Genomic DNA, 15,133 nt, shown 5'->3' with positions numbered 1-15,133 from the left:
GCCCGACAATGTGAGCAGGTGGATAATGACCGACCCAGCCAAGCAGTCCGACCAGCCCGGCGATCCCCGGGGAACGTACCACTCAGGGCCCTTTCCCGAGCAGGAGCAGAAGCAGCCGGGCCTGACCGCACCCATGGATCCGCAGCCTGACCATGGCGAGCTGAGCTACGAAGGAAGCGGGGCGCTGGAGGGCAAAGCGGCGCTCATCACGGGTGGCGACTCCGGAATCGGCAAGGCGGTGGCCATCGCCTTCGCACGCGAGGGGGCCGACGTCGCCATCTCCTATCTTCCCGAAGAGGAGGACGACGCGCAGGACACCGCCGAATGGATCCGCAAGACAGGCAGGCGGGCACTGCTCCTCGCCGGTGACGGCAGGAACGAGGACTTCAGCACATCGATAGTCGAGGACGCCGTAGCCGAGTTTGGCCGGCTCGACGTGCTGGTGCTGAATGCGGCCTACCAGAAGAACCGCGACAGCCTTGAGTCCCTTCCCACCGAGGAGTTCGACCGCGTCTTCAAGACCAACCTGTACTCGCTGCTGTGGACAGCCAGGGCCGCGGTGCCGCACCTGAAGGCCGGCGCCTCGATCATCACCACGGCCTCCATCCAGGCATTCAACCCGTCTCCCGGGCTCATTGACTACGCCATGACCAAGGCGGCCCAGGTGGCCTTCACCAAGGCCCTCGCCCAGGAACTGGGACCCAAGGGGATCCGCGTCAACGCCGTGGCGCCCGGGCCCATCTGGACCCCGCTCATCCCGGCCACCGAATGGCCTGACAAGCTGCCCAAGTTCGGCCAGGACACCCCGCTGCAGCGCGCCGGGCAGCCCGCCGAGCTCGCCCCTGCCTATGTCCTGCTGGCGTCCGACGCCGGTTCGTACATGTCCGGGGCGGTGGTTCCCGTCACCGGCGGCAAAGGCCTTTGAGTTTCCAGTAATCCCAGCCAAGCAACTCCCCACCAAGCAGGAGGAACAGATGAGCCAGGACAACCAGCACGCAGCCCCGGAAGAGGAATCGGGAGGCTATGGCACGCCCACCGCGGAGCAGGAAGCCGGCGGCCAGCAGTTTGCCCAGCCCCGCGAGGAGGAGGACTTCGACGCTGCGGGCCTGAACCAGAACAGCCCCGAGGGTGAGACCTTCCAGACCGGCACGCCGAACCTCAGCCACTTCGCCGAGGAGGACCAGGACAGCTCGGGCGAACCCGGGGCCGGTCGCTTCGGCGGAACCGACGACCAGCTCCACGCCGAGGGCGAAAGCAGCGTGGCAGGCTTTGACCCGGTCCCCGGTGAGTCACCGCTGCCGCGCGACCCGGACGCCTCACCCGGGGCAGGCGCCGAGGACGGAGACACGGCCGTGCCCTCGGCGGACGCCGAAATCGACGAAGGCAACGCCGAGGAATCCGGCGCCGGGCAGTTCTCCTCCGAGCCCGGGCAGGAGGCAGCGGGCATTCCGGACGGCAGCGGCAACGACCTGCCGAAGGAAAAGTCACCCAACGACGACGACGAAACGTTCGACGCCGGGTAAGCCCGCCGCAGACTGTTTTCGGAGGCAGTCCGGGAAGCGTTTACCGCTTCTTGGGCTGCCTCTTTGCTGCGGCGTTGATGGCTGCCTTGGCGGCTGGCGGCAGGCCCTGCTGCTCGGTCTCGGGCTCGGCGGCGGTGCCACGGGCCTTCGCGATGGCCTTCATGCCGTGGTAGATCACGAGGGCCGCGGCCGACCCGAGCGCGATGCCCGTGAACTTCAGGTCACCCACGGCCCAGGTGTAGTCCGCGATGCCGATGATGAGGGAGACTGCGGCCGTGGTCAGGTTGACCGGGTTCGAAAAGTTGACCTTGTTCTGGACCCAGATCTTCACGCCGAGGATGCCGATCATGCCGTACAGCATGGTTGCGGCGCCGCCCAGCACGCCCGGCGGGACAGTGGCGATCAGTTCGCCGAACTTCGGCGAGAAGCTCAGCAGGATGGCGAAGATGCCGGCCACCCAGTAGGCGGCTGTGGAGTAGACCTTGGTGGCCGCCATGACGCCGATGTTTTCTGCATACGTCGTTGTGCCGGAGCCGCCGCCGAAGCCGGCGAGCACCGTGGCGGCGCCGTCGGCCATCAGGGCGCGGCCGGAGACGCCGTCCAGGTTCTGGCCGGTCATGGCGGACACGGACTTCACGTGGCCGATGTTCTCGGCCACCAGCACCAGGACCACCGGCACGAACAGGCCCAGCACGCCGATGTGGAACTCGGGCGTCTGGAAGTGGGGGAGTCCTACCCAGGCTGCGGCGTCCATTTTGTCGTAGCTCACCTCGCCGCGGAGCATGGCCACGAGGTAGCCCACCAGCACGCCCACCAGGATGCTGAGGCGGCCGATGATCCCGCGGAACAGGACGCTCACCACGATGATGGTGGCCAGCGTGATCAGCGCCGTCACGGGGGCGGCGTCGAAGTTGTTCTTGGCGGCAGGAGCCAGGTTGAGCCCGATCAGGGCCACGATGGCGCCCGTGACGATCGGCGGCATCAGCCGGTTGATCCAGCCTGCGCCGAACTTCTGCACGATCGCGCCGATCACGGCGAGGCCGGCGCCTGCAAGCACCACGCCGCCCAACGCCCCGGGAATGCCGAACTGCTGCTGGGACGCCGTGATGGGCGCGATGAACGCAAAGCTCGAGCCAAGGTAGCTGGGAACGCGGCCCTGGGTGATCACGAGGAACAGGAGTGTGCCGATGCCGGAGAAGAAGAGCGTGGTGGCCGGCGGCATTCCGGTGATGATCGGCACAAGGAAGGTGGCGCCGAACATGGCCACAACGTGCTGCATGCCCACCCCGATGGTGATGGGCCACGCGAGCCGTTCGCCGGGAGCCACCACTTCGCCCGGACGTACGGCCTTGCCGTTGCCGTGCAGCTTCCATTTGATTCCGAGCATGCTCATTGGCGGGGCCTTTCCGAGGGAGTTTGCCCGCTCGCCGGGCTGGATCTTCAGGAGCAAGAATACCCCGCCGGACGTGGACGCGAGAGGGCTTCCGGCCAGCAGCCGCGGCAGCAGCGTGCAACAAGGATTGGGCGCCGCCGTGTGTGAAACGTCACGCAGCTTATTTGGCCGGTCCGGGAAGACTGCGCCGCTGGATCCGGTTGAAACCAACGAAAGCAACCAGGACTGCCCGACGCCGCCGCAAGCGTATGTCGGCCTAGCGAAAGGGGCGCGAATGACAATCGCCCATGAAGAAGCAGTGATCGACTCCGCCGCCGTGGATGCCATCTTTGCCGAAGCCCGCACCGCCAACGCGTTCACCGGCGAGGTCAGCGAGCAGCAGGCCCGCGCCATCTACGAACTGACCAAGTTCGGCCCCACGGCCTTCAACTCCCAGCCGCTGCGCGTCACTTATGTGCGCTCGGAGGAGGCCCGCGCCAAGCTCGTGGCCTCGCTGTCCGCGGGGAACCGGGCCAAGACGGCCTCCGCGCCGCTGGTGGCGATCCTCAGCTATGACACGGCCTGGCAGGAGCAGTGGGACAAATTCCTCCCCGGCTACAACGCCCCGAAGGCCATGTACGACGCCGCACCGGACCTGGCCACCTCCACGGGCAACAACAACGCCCACCTGCAGGCCGGTTACTTCATCCTGGCCGTCCGCTCGCTCGGCTTCGCCGCCGGCCCGATGACCGGCGCTGACTTCGCCGCCATCGACGCGGAGTTCTTCCCGGCAGGCGACCAGAAGAGCTTCCTGGTGGTCAACATCGGCCAGCCCGGCCCCGAGGCCTGGGGTGAAGCAAAGCCCAAGTTCGCTTACGAGGACGTGGTCCGCACGGTCTAAGGGCCAGGTTGCGGACGGCCTCCGGACACGGAATGCCTCCGGCAATATGGGGGACATTCCGGAGGCATTCTGGACAGTATTTCTGCAGTTCAAGACTGCAAGGCATGCATCCGGGCCACTTCCAATGTTAGTCCTGTTTTGGGCTTCTTGAGCATAAGAAAGCGCCGGATGGCCACCAGCCATCCGGCGCTTTCTTGTTCCCGGGAAACCAGTAATTTCCTAGGAAATGACCCCGTCCACCAGCGCCTTGGCCTCGGCCTGGACCTGCTTGAGGTGGTCGGCGCCCTTGAAGGATTCCGCGTAGATCTTGTAGACGTCCTCGGTGCCGGAGGGGCGGGCCGCGAACCATGCGTTCTCGGTGACCACCTTCAGGCCGCCGATGGACGCGCCGTTGCCCGGCGCCTCTGTCAGTTTCGCCGTGATGGCCTCGCCTGCCAGTTCCGTGGCAGTGACGTCCGACGACGACAGCTTGCCCAGCGCCGCCTTCTGATCCCGCGTCGCTGCGGCGTCGATCCGGGCATAGACCGGTGCGCCGAACTGGTCGGTGAGGCCCTTGTAGAGCTGCGACGGCGACTTGCCGGTGACGGCCGTGATCTCTGAGGCGAGCAGCGCCAGCAGGATGCCGTCCTTGTCTGTCGTCCAGACGCTGCCGTCCCGCTTGTTGAAGGAAGCGCCGGCAGATTCCTCGCCGCCGAATGCACCTTCACCGGAGAGCAGGCCGGGGACGAACCACTTGAAGCCCACGGGCACCTCCACCAGCTTGCGGCCGAGGCCGCCCGCCACGCGGTCGATGATCGAGGAGGACACCAGGGTCTTGCCCACAACGGAGTTCGGGTTCCAGCCGCTGCGGTTGCGGTACAGGTAGTCGATGGCCACCGCGAGGTAGTGGTTCGGGTTCATCAGTCCGCCGTCGGGGGTAACGATGCCGTGCCGGTCGGCGTCGGCGTCATTCCCCGTGGCGACGTCAAACGCGGTGGACCCGTCCGCACCGACAGTCATCCGGTTGATCAGGGAGGCCATCGCCGACGGCGAAGAGCAGTCCATCCGGATCTTCTCGTCCCAGTCCAGGGTCATGAAGGCCCACTGCGGATCCACCGTGGGGTTGACCACCGTGAGGTTCAGCTGGTGGCGTTCGCCGATCTCACCCCAGTAATCCACGGACGCGCCGCCCATGGGGTCGGCCCCGATCCTGACGCCGGCGTCGCGGATGGCGTCCAGGTCCAGGACGGAGGGCAGATCGTCCACATAGCTGCTGAGGAAATCGAACTTTCCGGTGGTTTCGGCCTCGAGGGCCTGGGCCAGCGGAATCCGCTTCACGCCGCGGAGCCCGTTCTCCAGGAGTTCGTTGGCGCGGTTGGCGATCCAGCCCGTCGCGTCAGTGTCGGCGGGGCCGCCGTGCGGAGGGTTGTACTTGAAGCCGCCGTCGGCCGGCGGGTTGTGGCTGGGGGTGACGACAATGCCGTCAGCCTGCGCTGCTCCGGCGGGGGCGTTGTTGTTGTACGTGAGGATGGCGTGGCTCAGGGCCGGGGTGGGGGTGTAGCCGTGCCGCGCGTCGATGAGGACGTTCACGCCGTTTGCAGCCAGCACCTCAAGGGCGGAGTTCTGCGCCGGTTCGCTAAGTCCGTGGGTGTCCTTGGCCAGGAACAGCGGGCCGGTGATGCCCTGTCCGGCGCGGTACTCCACGATCGCCTGCGTGATCGCCACGATGTGCCCCTCGTTGAAGGACGCTTTCAGGCTTGAGCCGCGGTGCCCGGAGGTTCCGAATGCCACGCGCTGGCCGGGATCCCCCAGGTCAGGCTTGACGTCGTAGTACGCGTCGAGCAGTGCGGTCAGGTCGACAAGGTCTTGGGGTTGGGCAACTGTGCCCGCTCGGCTAGCCATGGCACCAGCATGCCAGACGACGGCGAAGGTCAACACGGAGTGTCCGGAATCCGGCCCCTGTGACGCAGAATGTCACGAAATTTCCGCGCTACTTGCATTTATCCGGAACAAAAAACTGAGTAGTGCGGAAAAGTACTTATATACCCGCCCCTGAGGTGGCTGTTACGTTCAAACGGCAGGAACACCCGGTGTCATGTACCGGGTGGCCGGACCAGCGGAAACGTGCCGGGAGACTGTGGCTGAATTTTCAGCCGTGCCATCCGCGGGAGGGTAATTCCGCCCGTAGGAGCCGGCAATTCGTCCGGCTTTTGGGCCCGGGAAAATTTACGGCCGGGTGATTTGGTTCGGTTGACTTGGGCCGGTCATTCGGAAGACGAGCGAGCAATGCAGAGGTGAACAATGGGGGCTGGAGATGCAGCATTCGAACGGACGAGGCTCGCCTCCGAACGGATCGCGCGGCTGAAGCGCCACCTCGCCCCCGGCGACGGGGGCCCGCTTGAGGGCGCGGGTTTCGGTCCCGCCCGCGAGTTTGGAGCGGGCAAGGCCGGGGCGGGCCCAGTTGGGTCCGGCCCTCTTGGGTCCGGCCTTGTTGGTGCCGGCTCTGTCGGTGCGGAGCAAAGCAGCCACCTGGTGGCCGAGCGGCTTGCCGAGCTGGGGCCCTGCGGCTGGTTCCTGCTGCACGATGTCCATTGGCCCGGCCGCCCGCTGGCGCGGCTGGAACATGTCCTGGTGGGACCTGGCGGTGTGGTGGTGGTCAGCGTCAAGAACTGGTCCGGGCACGTCGACGTCGTGGATGGCGCGCTCCTCCAGAACGGACATGACCGGTTCCCGGCGGTGGAGACGTCGCTGGCGCAGGCAGCCGCGGTGGCTGCGGTCCTTCCGCCGCCGTGGCGGAGACTGGTCCGCTCGCAGATCTGCCTGACAGCCCAGCCTGAACTGTGGGGCACCACCGGTACGGGCATCGAGGTGCGGGGGATCGACCGCATCGCGGGCGCCGTGACCGGCATGCCGGACGTGCTTGATGCGCCGTCGGTCCTGAAGCTCTACGCACAGCTCGGGCAACTTTTGACCCGTCCGCAGGTGCCGGAAGCCGGCACCGTCCGGAACCCTGCCTACCGCCCAGCCACGGCCAGCGGCGCAGGCCGCCCGGGCACCCAGGGAACGGACGACGCAAACACGTCCAGGGCAGTGCTCCGGCGTCCGGCGCACAAGCTTCCGGCCCACAAGCGTCCGGCCCCGCCGCACTACCGGTATGGCGGTGATCGCCGGCCGGGTACCGTGCTGCGGGTGGTGGGACGGTCGCTCGTCGCGGGTCTCGTTTCAGCGGCACTGCTGGCGCCGCCCCTGTGGCTGTTGTGGGACCTGCTCCCAAAGTAAGGCCAGCCAGTGCCCGGATCAGCTATCCCCGGCATAAATGGCCGGGGACGGCGGTAATGTTCTGTTGAGGACAGAATGAGGGGATTTCCATGACAGAGCAGCGTCCCGGAACCGGCGACGAGCCGAAACCGGACACCCACCAACCGCACGGTCAACAGCAGGGTTCGGACATTCCAGCCCCGCCGTTGTACGATCCGCCGCTGTACACCCCGCCCGGCCAGCAGTTTGGCGGGCAGCACGGTGACGCGGGCGGCGGCAATGCCTACGGCCAGCCGGTGAGCCCCTACGGCCAGCAGTATGGCCAGCAGTACGGGCAACAGTATGGCCAGCAATACAATCAGCAGTATTCCGGCCCGTACGGCCAGCCGTCGTACTACGGTGCGGCGCCCCAGCCGAAGGGCCTCAGCATTGCCAGCCTGTGCTGCGGCATCGCCGTCTATTTGGGCTTCGGGGTCTTCATCCTGCCGCAGCTGGCCGCCGTGATCCTGGGCCACATGGCGCTGCGGCGTGAACCGTCAGGCCGCGGCTTCGCCATTGCCGGCCTGGTGATGGGGTATCTCGGCCTCGCCCTGACGGTCCTCGCGATTGTGGGGCTGGCCATCCTGGCGAGCGTCGCGAGCACGTCCAGCACTATCTGAACGGCTAGTAGCCGAACCTAGAACCCCAGCTGGGCCGCCACCTGCAGGAGCAGCACCTCCGAGCCGGGCCGGCCGATCAGCTGGATGCCCATCGGCAGTCCCGCTCCTGGGCTGCCCCCGGTCCAGTGCACCGGGATGCTGACGGCCGGAAGGCCGCACACGTTGACCATGGATGACCACGGTGCGAACTCGCACTGCCTGCGGTAGTCGCCGTCGGCGTCGCCCGCCCATTCCGGGGACGGCCACCGGCCGTCCCCGTGGGCCGTCCCGGTGAACCAGCCCACCGGGCGCGGTGTCTGGGCCAGTGCAGGCGTCAGGATCAGGTCCCAGGCAGAGTACTGGGCCAGGGTGTCGCGCTCGAATTGCCGCAGGAACGCCAGGCATTCGTTGAGTTTGACGGCGCTCCGCTGCTGCGCCCGCCGCCGGAAGGTGCGCGTCAGCGGCGTCAGCAGGGCCTCGCGGTGCGGCGCGATCCGGGCCGCACCCACTCCTGCCGTCCAGGCGGTGGTGAACGCGTCGGGGTAGCGGTTGTCGTACCGGATCTCAGCCTCGGCGACGTCGTGCCCGGCGCCGGTGAGCAGCCGGACGCCGGCGTCCAGCGCATCCAGCGCCTCCGGATCCGGGGTAAAGGGGAAAATCCCGGCCCAGGGGCTGTCCAGGCTGACTCCGATCCGGAGCGAAGCAGGCGCGCGGCCTACGGTGTCCAGGTAGCTCCTTCCGTCCTGTTTACCCGGGCCGTTGGAGGCCAGCACATCCAGCAGCAGTGCGGCGTCGGCCGCAGAGCGCGCCAGCGGTCCGGCCACCACGAGGCCGGCGGGGTCCCCGCTGCTTTCGCCCGCCGGGACCACGCCCCGGCCGGGTTTCAGGCCCAGCAGGCCGCATGCCGCCGCCGGAATCCGGATCGATCCGCCGCCGTCGGTACCGGGGGCGAACGGCACCAGTCCCGCTGCCACGGCGGCGGCGCTGCCGCCGGAGGAACCGCCCGAGCTCCTGCTCAGGGCAAGGGGATTGCGCGACGGCGGTGCAATGCGGTTTTCGCTGTAGGCAGTCAGCCCGAATTCAGGGACCTGCGTCTTGCCGAGGGAGATGGCGCCGGCGCCCCTGAGGGCTGCGGCGAGGGCGCCGTCGGCCGGTGCCGGGCGCCGGTCCAGCGCTGCGCTGCCGTGGGTGGTGACCACGCCGGCAACATCGGTGAGGTCCTTGAAGGCGACCGGCATCCCGTGCAGTGGCGGGAGCGGCTGGTCCGGGTGACGCCGGGCGAACAGGGCGTCTGCGGCGGCGGCCTCTGCCATTGCCCTCGGTCCGGTGACGGTGATGAAGGCCCCCAGCCTCGGGTTCGATTCCTCGATACGCGCCAGGAAATGCGCCGTGACTTCGCGGGCGGAAAGCTCCCCGGAACGCAGCGCGGCGCTCAGCTGCACTGCCGGCAGGCGGTGGATGTCAGCGAGGCGGTGTGGGGCGGACACTGTGCTCCTTTGCGGCGGCTCGCGGGCTTCGGACCAGCGTAACCTGTGCCGGCCGAAGGGTACGGGGTGCTGCGCTGGCGATACGCTGGAGCTGTGAGCTTGAGGCCAAGGAGAGGACTCCCATGAGCGACTTCGATACCGTCACCGTGAAGGACGTCCCCGCGGACGCCACCATCCTGGACGTGCGGGAGGACTACGAATGGGCAGCCGGGCACGCTGAGGGCGCCCTGCACATCCCCTTGGACCAGCTGCCCGGCAAGCTGGACGACCTCGACCCGGACGAGGACCTGTACGTCATCTGCCGGACCGGCGGGCGCTCCTTCCGCGCAGCCCAGTGGCTGGTGGGCCAAGGGTATACGGCGGTCAACGTGGCGGGCGGGATGGACCAGTGGCTGGAATCCGGCAAGCCGCTGGTGTCCGACAACGGCCTCAAGCCCGTGGTTCTGTAGGCCGGTCCGGCCCGCCGTCGCTCTGCCCTTCCCGTACCCGCAAAGGAATACCCATGCCTGCCGCGCCCCGCACCTACACTTTCCTCGGCCCCGAGGGCACGTTCACGGAGGCGGCGCTCCTGCAGGTTCCGGATGCGGCCGAAGCCGTGCGCATCCCGTCCTCCAACGTCAACGCGGCGCTGGACAGGGTGCGGGACGGGTCGGCCGACGCTGCGATGGTGCCCATCGAGAACTCGGTGGAGGGCGGCGTCACGGCCACCCTGGACGCCATTGCCGCCGGACAGGAACTGCGGATCATCCGTGAGGCCCTTGTGCCTATCAGCTTCGTACTGGTGGCGAGGCCCGGCGTCGAACTTTCCCGGATCCGCCGGATCTCCACGCACGGGCACGCGTGGGCACAGTGCCGCCTGTGGGTTGATGAAAATATTCCCGGTGCAGAATACGTGCCGGGTTCCTCCACGGCCGCTGCCGCGATGGGGCTGCTGGAGGATGATGCGCACTACGACGCCGCCATTTGCGCGCCGATAGTCGCCGCGGAGCAGCCCGGCCTCCACGTGCTGGCCGAAAACATTGGAGACAATCCCGGCGCCGTGACCCGGTTCATCCTGGTCAGCCGTCCTGGTGTCCTGCCGGCCCGGACCGGCGCGGACAAGACAACGGTCGTGGTGCCCCTACCCGAGGACCGGCCGGGCGCGCTGATGGAAATCCTGGACCAGTTCGCCACCCGCGGAGTTAACCTGAGCCGCATCGAGTCCCGGCCTACGGGGCAGTACCTGGGGCACTACTTCTTCAGTATCGACGCCGACGGCCACGTAGGTGATGCGCGGGTGGCCGACGCCCTCGCCGGCCTGCACCGCATCAGCCCTGCCACGCGGTTCCTCGGTTCCTACGGCCGTGCCGACGCGCAGGCGCCCGTAGTACCCGAGCACACGTCCGACGAGGCATTCCGGGCCGCGCATGAATGGGTCAATGGGATACTCGATGGCGGATCCCTGGGCCCGGAGTTGCCGGTGGAAGCTTCGCCGTCAGCGTAGATAAATGCTCCTCGGGGCACTTCCCTGCAAATGTTGCTGTGCGTATGCTTGCATGATCAACAAAGGGATGGCCCCAGCGAAAGGAGCGGGTCATGTCGGACAAGAATGACAATGACGGCCAGGGAATGATCGTCAACCCAAGGCCCACAGCTGAGAACCAGGACTGGGACGGGGATGAGGCCGACCGTGCGGACCGCCTGCGTTTCGAAGAAGAGCAGGCCATGATTCGCGAACAGTCCGAGGCCCGGGCAGCCGCTAAGGCCGCTGCCGAGTCCGCCAAACACGCAGGCACCGCGCAGTCAGCGTAGGGGCGCGTTCAGCCTAGGCGCGCGTTCCCAGGGGCGCGGTTTCTTCCCTGACCCGTACCAGCAGCGATCCCGGTTCCACCTGGACCGTCACCTTCGTGGCGTCCCCCGACGTGTCGCCGTCGAGCTGGGTGGGCATGGGTTCCGGGCACCTGATGACCACCTTGCCGGAACGGTACATGCTCATGACCGGCAGATGCCGCTTGTGCTTGAACAGGATCTTGGCGTACATCGCCAGCCAGCCCACAGCGCTGCGGGGGCTCATGACCACCACGTCCAGCATCCCGTCGTCGATCATGGCCTGCGGGATGAAATCGATGCCGCCCGGCACCAGGCCGCAATTGGCAAACAGGACGCTGCGGATCTTCCTCGACTGGTCAGGCTGGTCATCCAGCGAGATGGCTACCTTCTTCCTGCGCCCGGGAAGATGGCGGACTCCTGCTTCCGTGTAGGCAAGCCAGCCGACGGCGCGCTTGAGGCCATCGTTCGTGTCACCCACAACCTCGGCGTCCATGCCGATGCCGGCCATGACGAGGAACGAATGGCTTGAGGAGTGGCCGGTGAGCGAATTCTCGATTTCCATCCGCGCCGTGTCGATGAACCGCTGGTGGCCGAAGAGCGCTGTCTGGATGTTGCCGTACAGGTCGTAGACGTTCAGGTCCACGTTGCGGGCCAGCAGGTTGCCGGTGCCCAGGGGGATCAGGCCCATGGCCACCCCGGTATGCGCAAGGGCCTCAGCCGCCACGCGCACTGTACCGTCGCCGCCGCCCACCAGAACGACGTCGGCCCCGTACTCCAGCGCCGCCCGGACCTGCGAGTGGCCCGGGTCCTCTACAGTCGTTTCGAAGAACCGCGGCTCCTCCCAGCCGGCAGCCAGGCAGGCGCGCTGGATGGTGGCGCGGGCTTCATCGGCCTTGGCTTTGATGGGGTTGAGGATGACGGCGACGCGCTGGCGTTCCAGGCCGTGCTCGTGGGCCGCCTCCCGCACCGCGCTGCGGATGTGCAGGGCCTTCAGCCTGCGCACGCCCCACCAGCTGGAGACGGCGAAGGCCAGCGCTGCAGCGATCAGGACGTAGAGAAGCAGGTCGCTCATGGTGCTCCAACACTATCCCGCCCGGAGTGTCCCGCGGATTCGATACCCTTGTCTGGTGATCGACGTAAAAGACCTCAGCGAAAATCCGGACAAGTTCCGCGCCAGCCAGCGCGCCCGCGGTGCGGACGAAACTCTGGTGGACGCGATCATCGACGCAGACGCCGCGCGCCGCACAGCGCTGATCAGCTTCGAGAACCTCCGTGCCGAACAGAACGTGTTCGGCAAGAAGGTGGCGCAGGCCAAGGGCGAGGAAAAGCAGGCGCTGCTCGCCGAGGTCCGTGAGCTTGCGGGTGCGGTGAAGGCCGCCTCGGCCGAGGCCGACGCAGCGCAGGCCAAGCAGGAAGAACTGCTGCGCACCATCCCCAACCTCATTGAAGACGGCGTGCCGGCCGGGGGCGAGGACGACTACGTTGTGGTCAAGACCGTGGGCACGCCGCGCGAATTCCCCGACTTCGAACCCCGCGACCACCTCGAAATCGGCGAGCTGATCGGCGCGATCGACATGGAGCGCGGCGCGAAGGTCTCCGGGGCTCGCTTCTACTTCCTCCGCGGCGTGGGTGCCCGGCTGGAAATGGCCTTGCTGCAGATGGCGATGGAACAGGCCATCGAGGCCGGTTTCATTCCCATGATCACCCCCACGCTCGTCCGTCCCGAGACCATGCAGGGCACCGGATTCGACGTTAAGCACGACGCCGAGATCTACCGTCTCGCCGAGGACGACCTTTACCTGGTGGGCACCTCGGAGGTGCCCCTTGCCGGGTACCACGCGGACGAGATCCTGGACCTCTCCGCCGGCCCCATCCGCTTCGCCGGCCAAAGCTCCTGCTACCGCCGCGAGGCCGGTTCGCACGGCAAGGACACCCGCGGGATCATCCGCGTCCACCAGTTCAACAAGGTGGAGATGTTCATCTACACCACGGCGGAAGACGCCGCGGCCGAACATGAGCGCCTGCTGGCTTGGGAAGAGCAGATGCTGGCCAAGTGCGAGCTGCCGTACCGTGTGATCGACACTGCTGCCGGTGACCTCGGCATGTCCGCAGCCCGCAAGTTCGACTGCGAAGCCTGGGTCCCGACGCAGGGCGCGTACCGCGAGCTGACGTCCACGTCCAACTGCACCACGTTCCAGGCGCGCCGCCTGAACATCCGTGAGCGCGTGTTCACCGAGGACGGCAGCCCCAAGGGCACCCGGGCTGTGGCCACACTCAACGGCACGCTGGCAACCACTCGGTGGATCGTGGCCCTGCTGGAGCACCACCAGAACGCTGACGGCTCGGTCAACGTGCCCGCTGCCCTGCAGAAGTACCTCGGCGGCCTCGAGGTGCTCCCCGTTCTTTAGTTCTGAAGCTGTTGCGCGGGTAAATACTCACACCGGGGACAAGCTGTGAGTATTTACCCGCTGTTCACGCGCTGCTGTGCTCTGCGTCCTAGCTGGTGTCAGGGGCACCTGCTCTACTAGGAAGCATGACTACATTGACTGAATTCTCAGCCGCCGGCACCGAAGACCGGCGAGAAGCACAACAGAAACTCATGATCGCCCTGGACGTCGATGGCACCCTCGTGGACCACGATGGCCACATGTCCGCTCCGGTCCGCGACGCCGCACAGGCTGTGGTGGCGGCCGGACACGAGGTTATGATCGCCACCGGGCGTTCGCTTAATGCGACCCTCCCCATCATTGAACAGATCGGCCTGGACCGCGGTTACGCTGTCTGCTGCAACGGCGGCGTGACACTGCGCCTCGACCCAGGGCTGCCCAATGGCTACGACATCATCCACAAGGCCACCTTTGACCCCGGCCCGGCTCTCCGCGCCCTCCGCAAGCGCCTGCCGGCGGCGAAATATGCGCTGGAGGACGAGGACGGGAACTTCCTCTCCACCGAGCGCTTCCAGGACGCCAGCTTCGGTGTGGAGGCCATCGGTGTTGATTTCCAGACCATGCTCGAGGCCACGGCCGTCCGCGTCGTCGTCTTCAGCGCGGAGAACACGCCGGAGGAGTTCAACGAAGCCATCGAGCACATCGGCCTTGCCGGTGTGACCTACTCGGTGGGCTGGACCGCGTGGCTGGACATCGCCGCGGCCGGCGTCACCAAAGCCAGCGCACTCGAGAATCTCCGCAGCCGCCTCGGCGTCGATCCCGCCGCCACGGTTGCCATCGGAGACGGCCGCAACGACATCGAGATGCTCACCTGGGCGGGCCGCGGCGTGGCCATGGGACAGGCTCCGGAAGAAGTGGTGGCCGCCGCGGACGAGGTCACCAAGTCCGTATACGACGACGGCGCCGCCCACGTGCTGCTCGGCCTTTTGTAAAGGGCGGCTCCAGCAGTAACAGGCGGCTCTAGCGCACGTCGAGGATCATCGAGAGGAGCCTGGCCGCTGCCGGCCGGGCTGCGTGCTCCTCGTTCCACTGCGACCTCGCCACAGCCTTGCTGACGGCCTGGGACGTAATGCCGAGTTCGGCGGCCACCGTCTTCTGCTGGCCGCGTACCCCCGGGGTCAGGAGGTCAAGCACGCGCCACTCGGCCTCGCTCCTGTCCCGGACTATGTGGCCCAGCAGGCGGAGGACCGACTCGGATTCGGCCGCAACCTCCGTCAGGGGACCCTCCACGGCCACAGGGATGCGCTCTTTGCTCCTGTGGAGGCGGTCCACGGCACGGCGGGCGTAGATGAGGCCGTGCCCGCTGGCGTCCTTGATCTGGTTCGGCAGTGGCTCATTTACCGGGCCCACGCCGATCCCCACGTACCAGCTCCCGCAGCGGAGCGCGATCAGGGCAGCATCCACCGCCTGGTGCGCACAATCGACGATGCCCTGCACCTCGTCTTCCACGGAGCGGTCAAAGTCCAGCCGCGCCGGGATATGCCGTAGGTCCTTGAGGAGATGCGGGACCCGGTCGCCGTCGCGCCGGCTGTCTGTTTGATTGATAGTCAGCGTGAACATGGTGGACATCAGACTACCCGGTGGCCACGTCGAGGCAAGCTGGGAGCTGACGGGACGTTACGGATCTCACGGTCGGGCGAACTGGCAGTTAATGCTCTCAAAACCCCAATTTGAGGGCATCAGCTGCCAGTTCGCGCTGTTAAGGGACGACGGCGGCGC

Annotated in this window: 15 protein-coding genes; 10 read left to right on the top strand and 5 right to left on the bottom strand. The window is 67.1% G+C overall.

Features of this window, described 5'->3' with window-relative positions; translation table 11 throughout:
* Positions 1-25: 25 nt before the first annotated feature.
* Positions 26-925 (top strand): SDR family oxidoreductase, encoded by a 900-nt coding sequence (locus DBZ45_RS01380; protein WP_111902194.1) that lies wholly within the window; start codon positions 26-28, stop codon positions 923-925.
* Positions 926-974: 49 nt separating this feature from the next.
* Positions 975-1,523, top strand: a complete 549-nt coding sequence (locus tag DBZ45_RS01375; protein ID WP_111902193.1) for a hypothetical protein — start codon at positions 975-977, stop codon at positions 1,521-1,523.
* A 40-nt stretch (positions 1,524-1,563) separates the two neighbouring features.
* Here DBZ45_RS01375 and DBZ45_RS01370 read toward each other — a convergent pair whose 3' ends face one another.
* Entirely contained in the window at positions 1,564-2,916 is a 1,353-nt protein-coding gene (locus tag DBZ45_RS01370; protein WP_111902267.1) for a uracil-xanthine permease family protein, read from the bottom strand.
* 274 nt (positions 2,917-3,190) lie between these two features.
* Between DBZ45_RS01370 and DBZ45_RS01365 the strand changes: the two genes are divergently transcribed.
* On the top strand, positions 3,191-3,796 hold the full coding sequence (locus tag DBZ45_RS01365) for a malonic semialdehyde reductase (protein WP_111902192.1): 606 nt from the start codon (positions 3,191-3,193) through the stop codon (positions 3,794-3,796).
* A gap of 219 nt (positions 3,797-4,015) precedes the next feature.
* On the opposite strand, the gene pgm is transcribed toward DBZ45_RS01365, so the two are convergent.
* Entirely contained in the window at positions 4,016-5,677 is a 1,662-nt protein-coding gene (gene pgm / locus DBZ45_RS01360) for a phosphoglucomutase (alpha-D-glucose-1,6-bisphosphate-dependent) (protein ID WP_111902266.1), read from the bottom strand.
* Positions 5,678-6,076: 399 nt separating this feature from the next.
* On the opposite strand from pgm, the gene DBZ45_RS01355 reads away from it, so the two are divergent.
* A complete protein-coding gene (locus tag DBZ45_RS01355) occupies positions 6,077-7,054 on the top strand; it encodes an NERD domain-containing protein (protein WP_111902191.1) in 978 nt (325 codons plus the stop codon).
* A gap of 89 nt (positions 7,055-7,143) precedes the next feature.
* Positions 7,144-7,692, top strand: coding sequence for a DUF4190 domain-containing protein (locus DBZ45_RS01350; RefSeq protein ID WP_111902190.1), 549 nt, complete (start codon positions 7,144-7,146; stop codon positions 7,690-7,692).
* 17 nt (positions 7,693-7,709) lie between these two features.
* Here DBZ45_RS01350 and DBZ45_RS01345 read toward each other — a convergent pair whose 3' ends face one another.
* Complete coding sequence (locus DBZ45_RS01345) at positions 7,710-9,158, bottom strand: amidase (protein ID WP_111902189.1); 1,449 nt, start codon at positions 9,156-9,158, stop codon at positions 7,710-7,712.
* A 122-nt stretch (positions 9,159-9,280) separates the two neighbouring features.
* On the opposite strand from DBZ45_RS01345, the gene DBZ45_RS01340 reads away from it, so the two are divergent.
* The 3 genes from DBZ45_RS01340 (at position 9,281) to DBZ45_RS01330 (ending at position 10,949) form a co-directional block, all read left to right on the top strand.
* Positions 9,281-9,607, top strand: coding sequence for a rhodanese-like domain-containing protein (locus tag DBZ45_RS01340; protein WP_111902188.1), 327 nt, complete (start codon positions 9,281-9,283; stop codon positions 9,605-9,607).
* A 53-nt stretch (positions 9,608-9,660) separates the two neighbouring features.
* On the top strand, positions 9,661-10,641 hold the full coding sequence (pheA, locus tag DBZ45_RS01335; protein WP_111902187.1) for a prephenate dehydratase: 981 nt from the start codon (positions 9,661-9,663) through the stop codon (positions 10,639-10,641).
* 92 nt (positions 10,642-10,733) lie between these two features.
* Positions 10,734-10,949: a hypothetical protein gene (locus DBZ45_RS01330; protein ID WP_111902186.1), complete on the top strand. Its 216-nt coding sequence runs from the start codon at positions 10,734-10,736 to the stop codon at positions 10,947-10,949.
* Positions 10,950-10,962: 13 nt separating this feature from the next.
* On the opposite strand, the gene DBZ45_RS01325 is transcribed toward DBZ45_RS01330, so the two are convergent.
* A complete protein-coding gene (locus tag DBZ45_RS01325) occupies positions 10,963-12,039 on the bottom strand; it encodes a diacylglycerol/lipid kinase family protein (protein WP_111902185.1) in 1,077 nt (358 codons plus the stop codon).
* 55 nt (positions 12,040-12,094) lie between these two features.
* Between DBZ45_RS01325 and serS the strand changes: the two genes are divergently transcribed.
* Both serS and DBZ45_RS01315 read left to right on the top strand, forming a co-directional pair.
* Entirely contained in the window at positions 12,095-13,375 is a 1,281-nt protein-coding gene (serS, locus tag DBZ45_RS01320; RefSeq protein ID WP_111902184.1) for a serine--tRNA ligase, read from the top strand.
* Positions 13,376-13,500: 125 nt separating this feature from the next.
* Positions 13,501-14,346, top strand: a complete 846-nt coding sequence (locus DBZ45_RS01315; RefSeq protein WP_111902183.1) for an HAD family hydrolase — start codon at positions 13,501-13,503, stop codon at positions 14,344-14,346.
* Positions 14,347-14,374: 28 nt separating this feature from the next.
* Here the strand turns inward: DBZ45_RS01315 and DBZ45_RS01310 are convergent, their stop codons facing one another.
* Positions 14,375-14,974, bottom strand: coding sequence for a hypothetical protein (locus DBZ45_RS01310; RefSeq protein WP_111902265.1), 600 nt, complete (start codon positions 14,972-14,974; stop codon positions 14,375-14,377).
* Positions 14,975-15,133 lie beyond the last annotated feature (159 nt).

This window comes from Arthrobacter globiformis, assembly GCF_003261175.1.
In the GTDB taxonomy this organism is placed as follows: Bacteria; Actinomycetota; Actinomycetes; order Actinomycetales; family Micrococcaceae; genus Arthrobacter; species Arthrobacter globiformis_A.
The sequence above is the reverse complement of the archived record's forward strand: the minus strand, read 5'-3'. Positions and strand labels throughout refer to the sequence as shown.